This window comes from Megasphaera paucivorans, from assembly GCF_900103535.1.
GTDB lineage: Bacteria > Bacillota > Negativicutes > Veillonellales > Megasphaeraceae > Megasphaera_A > Megasphaera_A paucivorans.
In genome coordinates this window covers 112,110-123,358 of sequence record NZ_FNHQ01000004.1, presented here as the reverse complement: position 1 = coordinate 123,358, position 11,249 = coordinate 112,110, and the positions used below count along the sequence as shown (strand labels likewise).

The following is an 11,249-nucleotide window of genomic DNA, read 5'->3' as shown; positions in this document are numbered from 1 at the left end:
TGGCAGAAATCGTATGCCGTGAAAATCGTCCGCAAATGGGAACAGTTCGTCCGAACGTATTTAAAAAACCGGCAGCGGATGCATCGGCGACAGGCGAAATCATCGACATGAAGGCAGCACTGAGTGATGACGACTTCATGACGAAATTCGTAGAACTGATCAAAATGGGTGGCGGCGGCGTCAAATTGGAAGAAGCCGACGTTATCGTATCAGGCGGCCGTGGGATGAACAGTTCAGAACCGTTTGAAGGAATGTTGAAGGAATTGGCAGGATTGCTGGGCGGGGCAGTAGGTGCGTCGCGTGCAGCAGTAGATGCCGGCTGGATTGATGCACTGCATCAAGTAGGCCAGACAGGAAAGACCGTAGGACCGAAGATTTATGTAGCTTGCGGTATTTCCGGAGCCATCCAGCATTTAGCCGGGATGACAGGATCCGATTGCATCATTGCGATCAACAAAGATCCGGATGCTCCGATTTTCCAGGTTTGCGACTATGGTATCGTAGGGGATGCTTTTGAAGTTGTTCCTAAGATTACAGAAGCAATCAAGAAAATTAAAGGTTAATAAGTAACACATGTAAGGCTGCTGCTGTAACGCAGCAGCAGTCTTTTATTTATACGGCAGAGGACAGGATGTTATGCATACATTCTGTCCTTTTGTATTTTATATAAGAACATTTATTTTTTAATAAAAAAGATATATTGGAAACGGACATAAAGTTTCTTGACTTTATACTTGTACAGTCGTATAATTACGTCATACATAGAGATTAATATATATGTAAACAGCTTAGATAAGGACATGACGGACTGTATGTTTTATTCAGAGAAGAGTATGAATGGTGTGAGTACTCTATAAAACAAGTTTTGTTACCGCCTTGGAGCTTAAAGGAAGAAATAAATAGTATTCCTTTACGGTCGTGCCGTTATAACGCTTGAGTACATGAGCGTCGTATTGCTTATGAACTAGGGTGGAACCACGTGAGCTAACTCTCGTCCCTTGAGGATGAGAGTTTTTTTGTACAAAAAAGGAGGATGTTTTATATGGCTGAATTAATTTTGAAGGATGGAAGCAAAAAATCCTTTGCAGATGGTATTTCTTTACAACAGGCTGTACATGAAATCAGCAATAGTTTGGCAAAAAAAGTATTAGTTGCTAAAGTAAATAATCAGGTGACTGATTTAAGAGAAGCTATTGTCGATGGTTCCCACGTTGAATTTTTAACCTTTGCTGATCAGGAAGGAAAAGATACACTTCGTCATACGGCTTCGCATATTATGGCACAGGCCGTTAAAAGACTTTTTAAAGATGTGAAATTAGCGATTGGTCCATCTATAGAAAACGGTTTTTATTATGACTTCGATACAGAACATCGATTTACACAAGATGATTTTGCTTCTATCGAAGAAGAAATGCGCAAAATTGTTAAAGAAAATCTTCCACTTACAAAAGAACTTGTTTCTCGTAAAGATGCGATTAACATGTTTACTGATATGAAAGAAGAGTATAAAGTCGAACTTATTCAGGATTTACCGGAAGATGCTCAAATTTCTCTTTATCGGCAGGGAGAATATGTTGATCTTTGTGCCGGTCCGCATGTTGCGGCTACTGGACAGGTAAAGGCCTTTAAGCTTCAAACCGTTGCAGGTGCTTATTGGCGCGGCGATGAACATAATAAAATGCTGCAGCGTATCTATGGCACTGCCTTTTTGAAACAAGAAGATTTAGATGAATATCTCCACATGCTCGAAGAAGCAGAAAAACGTGATCATCGTAAACTTGGCAAAGAATTAGATTTATTTAGTTTTCATGAAGAAGGCCCTGGCTTTCCATTTTTTCATCCTAAGGGAATCGTTCTTCGAAAGAATCTTCTGAAGCTTTGGTATGAACTTCATGAAGAAGCAGAATATGATGAAATTAGCACACCTATGATTTTGAGTCGACATTTATGGGAACAATCAGGGCATTGGGATCATTATCGTGATAATATGTATTTTACTACTATTGATGATGAACCCTATGCAATTAAACCGATGAACTGCCCGGGAGGTATTCTTGTTTATAAGAGCCAGATTCACAGCTATCGCGATTTTCCGATGCGCATGGCTGAATTGGGCCTTGTACATAGACATGAACTGCACGGTGCGCTGCATGGACTTTTCCGTGTTCGCTGCTTTACACAGGATGATGCACACATTTTTATGCTTCCGAGTCAGATGAAGGAAGAATTAAAGGGTGTCATGGACCTTTTTGCTAAAGCGTATGGGATATTTGGTCTGGAATATCATGTGGAATTATCTACACGTCCTGACGATTCTATGGGATCTGATGAAATTTGGGAATTGGCGACAAATACGCTGCGTGAAGTTGTTGAAGAAAAAGGTGTGCCGTATGTTATTAATGAAGGAGACGGCGCTTTCTACGGTCCTAAACTTGATTTTCATGTGAAAGATTCCATTGGCCGTACTTGGCAGTGTGGTACTATCCAACTCGATATGTTGATGCCGGAACGCTTTGATATGACCTATGTCGGAGAAGATGGACAAAAACATCGTCCCGTTATGATTCATCGTACTTGTTTTGGCAGTGTTGAACGTTTTCTTGGCATTCTTATTGAAAACTATGCAGGGGCTTTTCCGGTATGGCTGGCTCCAATCCAAATTAAATTACTTCCCATTACGGATAAACACCTGTCCTACGCGTTAGCTTTGCGCAAAAAGTTCAAGAAACTAGGTATTCGTGTTGAAGTAGATGAAAGCAATGAAAAAGTAGGGTATAAGATTCGCAAAGCACAAATGGAAAAAGTGCCGTACATGGGAATTATCGGTGATAAGGAAGTAGAAGCAAATACGTTAGCGCTTCGTGACCGCAGTAAGGGCGATATAGGAGCTAAATCTGTAGAAGAGGTCATTGCTCATATTCAGGAATTGAATGAATCCCGTAAAGGATAATATAAGATATTGTAAAAAATTTAATAAAACCATATAATTAAGATAGGCAGGCATATAGAATTTCATGAAAAGGAGTTCCATATGCCTTCCTTGTTGTTTTTATATTTGTGTTGTTAGCTGATTTGGCATGTAAAGTCAGACAGCTTTTTTGCAGTTGTTATGTTTCTGTAGTGTCGGCAGCGTTAAGGATAGAAATAACAGAAGCATTATAACGAATAGAGAGGAATTTATGGTTATTAATTGGTATCCCGGTCATATGGCAAAAGCCAGACGGCTGATTGAAGAAAATATAAAGATTATTGATGTAGTTATTGAATTATTGGATGCACGTATACCTTTGAGCAGCTCTAACCCGATGATTTCAAAAATGATAGGGCAAAAACCGTCGGTACTGGTACTTAATAAAGCGGATCTTGCTGATACAGCGGTTCTTGAAAAATGGATAGCCTATTACAGGCAGCAGGGACGTATTGTTATCGCGCTGGATAGCAAAGGCGGAAAAGGAATTAAGTCCATGGTAACAGAAGTTAGAAAATTGGCAGCACCTAAATTGGAACATTGGCAAAAAAGAGGACTCAAGACACGAAGTGTCCGGACGATGATTTTGGGTATTCCTAATGTTGGTAAATCAACATTGATTAATAAATTATCTCGCAGCAGTGTGGCTAGAACCGCAGATAAACCGGGAGAAACAAAAGGGAAACAATGGGTCCGTATTGCTAATCAGCTCGATTTGCTGGATACGCCGGGGGTATTATGGCCTAAATTGGAAAATCAAATATGTGCATACCGATTAGCTGCTACCGGTGCTATTTCAGATACGGTTTTTGATATGCAGGATGTAGTGACAAAGTTAATCAGCGAATTAAGTGTACATTATCCGCAGAAACTCTGCGATCGGTACAAATTGGATATGCTGTCGGGCACCCCGCAGGATATAATTGAGCACATCGGAAGAAAAAGAGGATGTATTGTTTCTGGAAATTTGATAGATTTAGAAAAAACATATAAACTTATTTTAAAAGAATATCGAGAAGGAAAAATAGGAGAGATTTCATTGGATCGCGTAGAAGATTTTCCTATAAAAGGTAAGATATAATGGATATTTCTAAGGTAAGTGTAAAAGATATAAAAAAAATGTTGGAAAACGAAAAAATCCATATCCCCACGTTATTAGAGAACATGGAAAAAGATTCTCGGGATTCCGTCTGTAAATTAAGAACTTCATTTTTAAAACGAAAACTGCGTGAAGAACAGGAACGGGAACGATTGGAGGCTATGTTTTCTTTTGAAACATTTTATTATAATCAAGGCATCTATCATATAGCTGGTATCGATGAGGCCGGCCGTGGTCCGGTAGCCGGGCCGGTTATGGTTGCTGCTGTTATTTTACCGCCGTATTGGGAATGTCCGGGCTTGAATGACAGTAAAAAAGTATCACCCAAAAAGAGAGAAATTCTATATGATATAATTATGAAAGAGGCCGTGGCGGTGTCATGTATCGCTAAATCAGAAGAGAATATTGATGTGCATGATATTTACCATGCGACACAACAAGGAATGTATGACGCTGTAGATGCATTGAAAATACAGCCACAGGCGGTATTGATTGATGCAATGCCTCTTCCGGCATTAACTGTTTCGCACCGTTCTATTATAAAGGGAGATGCTAAAAGTGCATCCATAGCAGCAGCATCAATCATTGCAAAGGTAACTCGAGATCGACTAATGAATGAGTATGACAAACAATATCCGCAATATGGATTTTCTGAACATAAAGGATATTTGACGCAAAAGCATTTGGAGGCTATACAGCAATTTGGTCCTTGTCCTATTCATCGCCGGTCTTTTGAACCGATAAAATCAATGACACAGAAATAAACAGGTATCAGGCCATGTTGTTGAACGTATTTTTAACAAAAAAAAACTCTGTAACAAGGAGGTATCTGTTACAGAGTTAAAGAATAGCGACGAATTAAAATAAATGCTTTTTCCAAAGCATGAATGCAGCACCTGTGGCACAAACAAAAGATACGCCGACAACAAGCCAAAATCCGATCTCACTGTCAGAGAAAGGGGCCGGAACATTCATTCCCCATAAACTAAAAATGATGGTAGGAACAGCCAGAATAATTGTGATAGATGCCAAAAATTTCATTACAATATTCAGGTTGTTGGAAATAATAGAGGCAAATGTGTCCATCATATTGATTAAAATATTAGAATACATTTCAACCATTTCAATAGCCTGTTTATTTTCAATAATAACATCTTCCAGCAGATCTTCATCTTCTTCATACATTTTAAGGAGATGTCGTAATGATTCGTTGCGGCGCAGACGAAGAATTTTTTCCATGACAATACCATTGCCGCGCAGGGCAGAGGTAAAATATGTAAGGGATTTCTGCAATTCTAAAAGCATAAAAAACTCTTTGTTCTGCATAGAATGCCGCAGCACCGATTCAATGTCGTCGGTACGGTGATTTATTTGCTGCAGATACTTCAAAAACAGTGTAGCTGTCCGATACATAATTTGGAAGAGAAATCGTGTTTTTTTGAAAGTATAAAATAAAGGGTATTTGTTTTTTGTAAAGACCCTGACTACTTCTGTTTCTTCCAGACAAATAGTAATAATGAAATCCGGAGTAATAAATATGCCGAGAGGCAGTGTATCGTAACTGTCCGTTTCACGTAGAATAGGAATATTGATGACAACGAAAACATAGTTGTCTTCTAGCTCCACATGAGAACGTTCCTCTGTATCCAACGCTGTTTTTAAAACGTCTGTTGGAATTTCTGTAATCATAGAAACTAATTGTAAATCTTCTGAATCAGGATTTACGATATTAATCCAAGACCCTTTTTCGGCAGAGGCTAAAGAAATATTATCTTCTAAATGTCCATTATTATGCTTGTAAATTTGAAACATTATTAGCCCTCCGTCGGTAAAATAGGTATATACCCAAACTCTAATATAATCAGAAAAACGAAGCTCGTCAAGTATATTTTTTGATTTTACTAAAAACAATGTATGCCTGTATATAAAATGCATGATTTTTTTTATTCTGGAAAAAACGATTGGTTGACGACAGAAAGACAATAGCGGGATACATTCAGGAATTATTAGAATAGTTTGTTTTGTGCAATACGTTGCATGTATTGTTTGAAAATTTTATTTAAATCGATGGCTATTTAACTATATAGGGTGATATTTTTTTTGAAAAGCAAGTAAAATAGACGGGAGGTCTGTTTTTTGGAAATCCGGCAATTGAAAACATTTATGAGTATCGTGAAATTAGGCAGCTTTTCTCAGGCAGCACATTTTCTGGGATACACGCAGTCGACGGTAACAACACATATTCAATTATTAGAACGAGAATTAAATATTGCACTTTTTGAACGGTTTGGACATCAGCTGATGCTGACAACGGATGGAGAACGTTTATATGACTATGCAGAAGAAATTGTGAAATTATCTGAAAATGCTAAAAATGAATTGGAAAATATAGATATTCCGCACGGTGTAATTACGATCGGGATACCTGAATCCATATGTGCCTACCATTTAACACAGTTGATGAAAGAATATAATGCTTTATATCCAGATGTGAATTTAAAATTAAAAATAGACGACAGTATCAATTTTTGTTATTTGCTGCGTAAAAATGTAATAGATATTGCTTTTTTTCTCAGCAAAACAATACAAGATAGTGATTTACGAAGTGAGTTTTTGTGGGTAGAAAAAATTGTAATGGTTGCTGCTCCTGAAAATCCATTGGCGAAGTTAGCAAAAGTTACAGCAGAACAATTACAAGGACAGAAATTAATCTTTACCGATTTATCTAATAGTTATCAAATAATATTAAACGAATACTTAATAGAAAAGTCAATACCACTTCCGATGATTCTGGAATTGGAATCGATTGATATGATAAAACAATTTGTTATTAGTAATTTGGGGATTACGCTATTGCCGATGGCAGCCGTTCAAAAAGAAATTGAAGCGGGAAAATTGGTGATTTTGCCGTGGCAGGGAGTAAAATTAAATACAAATGCATATCTTGTTTATCATAAAGAAAAATATTTTTCCTGTGCGATTAAGGCTTTCATTACACTTGTAAAAGAACGTCTCTTGAAATAAATATATTAAATTTTGTGACATGGAGTTGAGGTTTTTATTGAAAAATATAGTAGATGAAATAAAACTATTGACTGCCGGGGAATGTGGATTGATCGTCGAATTTGGTACTAGTATTTCTCCTGAAGTGAATCGATTAGTTCAACAGCTGACACAATTCATAAAAAATGCAGAACTGGAAGGAATCCGTGAAATAGTGCCGACATATCGGTCAGCAGCTATTTATTATGATCCCATGGTCATTTCGTATGAAGAAGTATGTGACCATGTTCGACAATATCTTCAGATGCTTAAACCGGAACGGCAGGACGCTGTTTCACCGGGTATTGTACAGATACCGGTTTGTTATGGCGGTGTTTTGGGGCCTGATTTAGAATATGTGGCGAAGTATACGGGATTAACACCTGCAGAAGTCATTCGTATTCATACATCACGGGCCTATTTGGTTTATATGCTGGGATTTACACCGGGGTACCCTTATCTTGGGGGATTATCAAAAAAATTAATAACGCCACGATTAGATAAGCCGCGGCTTAATGTACCAGAAGGTTCTGTTGGGATAGGAGGAAACCAAACAGGATTTTATACTAGCCAAACTCCCGGGGAGTGGTGGCTTATAGGCCGAACCCCTTTAAAAGGATTTAATCCGGCCCTGCGTCATCCGTTTTTAGTAAATCCAGGTGAATATATACAATTTGTGGAAATAAAAATTGATGAATATTTTGCAATTCGAAAAGATGTTTTAAAGGGGATATATACGCTACAAATATGCCATTCGTAGGAGGATACGGAGTATGATTACTGTTATAAGGCAAGGAAATTCGGCAACAATTCAAGACGAAGGCCGGCGGGGATATCAGGCCTGGGGAATGCCTGTTTCCGGTGCAATGGATCCGTATGCCTGTCATATGGCAAATTTACTAGTAGGAAATAAAGTAAGTGCTGCTGTTATCGAAATGACGGAAGAAGGAATTATTCTTAAATTTGACAAAAGTCAATTAGTTTCTGTATGCGGAGCGGATATGCAAGGTATGGTAAATGAAAATCCTGTTAAAAATTGGTCTTCTTTCATCGTGCCCGATGGAGGAACTCTTTCTTTTGGCAGGGCGTTGTCCGGTCAGCGGGCATATGTGGCAGTACATGGCGGTTTTGATGTTCCGAAGGTGCTGGGAAGTCGTTCCACCTATACAGTGGCAGGAATTGGAGGGTATGAAGGCCGAATCTTGCATCAAGGAGATATTTTATATTTGGCGGAGGATAGGGAAAAAAAAGTGTGTACGACAAACATTCCAGCGGCATATATTCCGCAATATAATCCGGAATGTACGCTGCGTATTATGATGGGACCACAGGATTCATTATTTTCGAATGAGGCAATACATCAGTTTTTGACTGCGACATATGTTGTTGAATCCTCTAATAGAGTTGCATATCAGCTTGCAGGTCCTAAAATTATGCCGATAACCAAAACTAATATAGTATCAGATGCAGTGAGTCCGGGAGCTGTCCAAATCCCTTCGGGCGGAACTCCGTGTATTGTGGCAGCCGCAGATCATGGAACTACGCGTGGTTTTGCTAAGATTGGATATGTGATTCAAGCTGATCTTATGAATTTAGTACAAGCGAAAGCCGGAGATAAAATTCATTTTATGGCAGTAACACGGCAGGATGCAGTGAACTATTTGAAACAAAGACAACAGGCGTATGAGACTGTAAAAAAACATATGGAAGGAAGGTAGGTAAGTACCTTCAAAAAAAATGAATAACCCTATTTGTTTTTTCAATTTTAATTTGTTACATGGGCATGTTATAATAAGTCAAACAAAAGATTAAAGAGCGATGGTGCTTCAGACAGAATCAAACTGTTTGAAGTGCCGGTTTTTTTTTTTTGGATGCAGAGAAAGGGGCGATATGTTGGCATCCAATGCATTTTTGCACGACGTAGAAACGAAATTAATAAGTTTATTGTACTAAATAATTAAATATAAATTTATTATACTATATACTATGCCAATCAATTTAGCAGCGTATTTGGTGTTTTCTATGAATTATGTTTCGTTATTATTTAACTTGGTAAGGCAGTATGCGAGAGGAGGATCATAAAATGGGGACAGAAAATAAAATCTTAGAAGAAGAAAATAGATTTAAAGTTAAAAACAGCATACAATCATATTTAGGTGCTATTTTTTTAATGGCTATCACTGCAATTGGACCAGGTTTCTTAATGCAGACTACGGTATTTACACAAAAAACGGGTGCTAGTTTTGGCTTTGTTATTCTGGCATCTGTAGTGATCGACATAGCCGTACAAATTAATGTTTGGAGAATTATTATTGCTTCGGGAAAACGGGGACAGGAAATAGGAAATATGGTATTTCCCGGTTTGGGATATTTTATATCTATCCTTATTGTCATGGGCGGTTTGTGCTTTAATATCGGCAACATTGCCGGAGCGGCGTTGGGCTTGAATGTTCTATTTGGATTGGATATTACCATAGCAGCAGTCATCAGCGGCTGCATTGCCTTGTCAATTTTCTGCTTTAAACGCGTGGGCGAAATTATGGATAAATTTGTCAGTACCTTTGGTATTGTTCGTATTCTTTTAGCGCTATTCGTAGCAGTGGCGGCCCTGCCTCCGGTTAGAGAAGCGGCAGTTAAGACAGTAATGCCCGATCAAATTGATATTATGGCGCTGGTTACCTTGGTAGGTGGGAGTGTAGGCGGTTATATTACTTTTTCTGGAGGACACCGCTTATTGGATTCTGGTATTAGTGGGATAAAACACGTTGCGCAGGCAACACGCAGTGCAATTAGCGGTATCTTGATTACGGGAGTTATGCGTATTATTTTATTTTTAGGTGCTCTGGGTGTTATTACACATGGATATTTCATTGATCCGGCGAACCCTGCTGCTTCTGTATTTCAGGCTGCTGCCGGAGATATTGGATATAAATTATTCGGTATCGTTATCTGGTCTGCAGGGACAACCTCTGTTATTGGATGTGCCTATACGTCTGTATCGTTCTTAAAATCATTTAGTCCTAAAATTGATGAATATTATAGCAAAATTATTATTGGATTTATTATTTTTTCAACCTTGGTTTTTGTTATTGTAGGACAACCTGTACGGGTTCTTGTTATTGTCGGTACGATAAACGGATTTATTTTACCTTTGGCCCTTGCCTCTATTCTTGTAGGTGCTTACAATAAAAAGATTGTAGGAGAATACAGACACCCCATTTGGATGACTGTGGCGGGAGCTTGTGTGGCTGTGTTGATGGGATGGATGAGTATTCATACTGTTATTACGCAATTCTTGCAATAATATATTACAGGTTTTAATAATACGATAAAAAGGATGTGTAGTATAATGACGTATAGTACAATGAAGCCAAAGGAAGTTCGGCAGCTTATAAGAGAGAAAAAAATAACAACATTTACAAGTGGCCTGTGCAATGGATATGCACAGGCGAATTTAGCAATATTGCCCAAAGAGCTTGCTTTTGATTTTTTGTTATTTACGCAGCGCAATCCTAAACCGTGTCCTGTTCTGGATGTCACGGAGATTGGCTGTCCGGAACCTAAACTGGCAGCTCCCGGTGCCGATATACGGTATGATATTCCCAAATATCGCATATACCGCTATGGAGAAATGACAGATGAGGTGACTGATTTAAGCACCTACTGGCGTGATGATTTAGTCGCATTTCTTTTGGGCTGCAGTTTTTCCTTTGAAGGTCCTATGCTGGATGCTGGCTTGGAGGTACGTCATATTACGGAAAATCATAATGTTCCTATGTATATTACTAATATTCCCTGTACGCCTGCGGGTGTTTTCAGTGGCCCTATGGTTGTTTCCATGCGTCCTATGAAACCCAAAGATGCAATTAGAGCTACGCAGGTAACAAGCCGTATGCCGTCCGTTCACGGAGCTCCCATCCATATTGGCAATCCAACGGATATTGGTATTAAAGATATTTCGAAACCTGATTTTGGTGATCCGTCGACAATATACCCTGGTGAAATTCCCGTATTCTGGGCTTGCGGAGTTACTCCGCAGGCAGTTGCTATGTCGGTTAAACCGGAATTTATGATTACGCATGCACCGGGGCATATGTTTATTACAGATTTATTGAATGCTGATTTGAGTGTATTGTAGGA

General features: G+C 38.6%; 10 protein-coding genes and 1 other annotated feature. Of the genes, 9 read left to right on the top strand and 1 reads right to left on the bottom strand.

The window, feature by feature from the left end:
• The 4 genes from BLR11_RS03155 to BLR11_RS03140 all read left to right on the top strand — a co-directional run.
• Window positions 1-563: electron transfer flavoprotein subunit alpha/FixB family protein (locus BLR11_RS03155; RefSeq protein ID WP_091648107.1), on the top strand; the 563-nt coding region annotated here is incomplete at its 5' end.
• A 217-nt stretch (window positions 564-780) separates the two neighbouring features.
• Window positions 781-1,002 (top strand) — a binding site (T-box leader).
• Between the two features lie 40 nt (window positions 1,003-1,042).
• Window positions 1,043-2,950, top strand: coding sequence for a threonine--tRNA ligase (gene thrS / locus BLR11_RS03150; RefSeq protein ID WP_091648104.1), 1,908 nt, complete (start codon window positions 1,043-1,045; stop codon window positions 2,948-2,950).
• A 229-nt stretch (window positions 2,951-3,179) separates the two neighbouring features.
• Window positions 3,180-4,049, top strand: coding sequence for a ribosome biogenesis GTPase YlqF (gene ylqF / locus BLR11_RS03145; protein WP_091648102.1), 870 nt, complete (start codon window positions 3,180-3,182; stop codon window positions 4,047-4,049).
• Entirely contained in the window at window positions 4,049-4,831 is a 783-nt protein-coding gene (locus tag BLR11_RS03140; protein WP_091648100.1) for a ribonuclease HII, read from the top strand. The genes ylqF and BLR11_RS03140 overlap by 1 nt, the downstream gene beginning before the upstream one ends.
• A gap of 94 nt (window positions 4,832-4,925) precedes the next feature.
• On the opposite strand, the gene BLR11_RS03135 is transcribed toward BLR11_RS03140, so the two are convergent.
• Window positions 4,926-5,879, bottom strand: a complete 954-nt coding sequence (locus BLR11_RS03135) for a magnesium transporter CorA family protein (RefSeq protein ID WP_091648099.1) — start codon at window positions 5,877-5,879, stop codon at window positions 4,926-4,928.
• A gap of 324 nt (window positions 5,880-6,203) precedes the next feature.
• On the opposite strand from BLR11_RS03135, the gene BLR11_RS03130 reads away from it, so the two are divergent.
• From BLR11_RS03130 to BLR11_RS03110, 5 genes are all read left to right on the top strand, one after another.
• A complete protein-coding gene (locus BLR11_RS03130) occupies window positions 6,204-7,091 on the top strand; it encodes a LysR family transcriptional regulator (RefSeq protein WP_091648097.1) in 888 nt (295 codons plus the stop codon).
• Between the two features lie 37 nt (window positions 7,092-7,128).
• Entirely contained in the window at window positions 7,129-7,869 is a 741-nt protein-coding gene (pxpB, locus tag BLR11_RS03125) for a 5-oxoprolinase subunit PxpB (protein WP_218118708.1), read from the top strand.
• A gap of 13 nt (window positions 7,870-7,882) precedes the next feature.
• Complete coding sequence (locus tag BLR11_RS03120) at window positions 7,883-8,827, top strand: 5-oxoprolinase subunit C family protein (protein ID WP_091648094.1); 945 nt, start codon at window positions 7,883-7,885, stop codon at window positions 8,825-8,827.
• A gap of 365 nt (window positions 8,828-9,192) precedes the next feature.
• Window positions 9,193-10,413 (top strand): NRAMP family divalent metal transporter, encoded by a 1,221-nt coding sequence (locus BLR11_RS03115; RefSeq protein ID WP_091648093.1) that lies wholly within the window; start codon window positions 9,193-9,195, stop codon window positions 10,411-10,413.
• 45 nt (window positions 10,414-10,458) lie between these two features.
• Window positions 10,459-11,247, top strand: a complete 789-nt coding sequence (locus BLR11_RS03110; RefSeq protein ID WP_176762847.1) for a putative hydro-lyase — start codon at window positions 10,459-10,461, stop codon at window positions 11,245-11,247.
• Window positions 11,248-11,249: the final 2 nt, after the last annotated feature.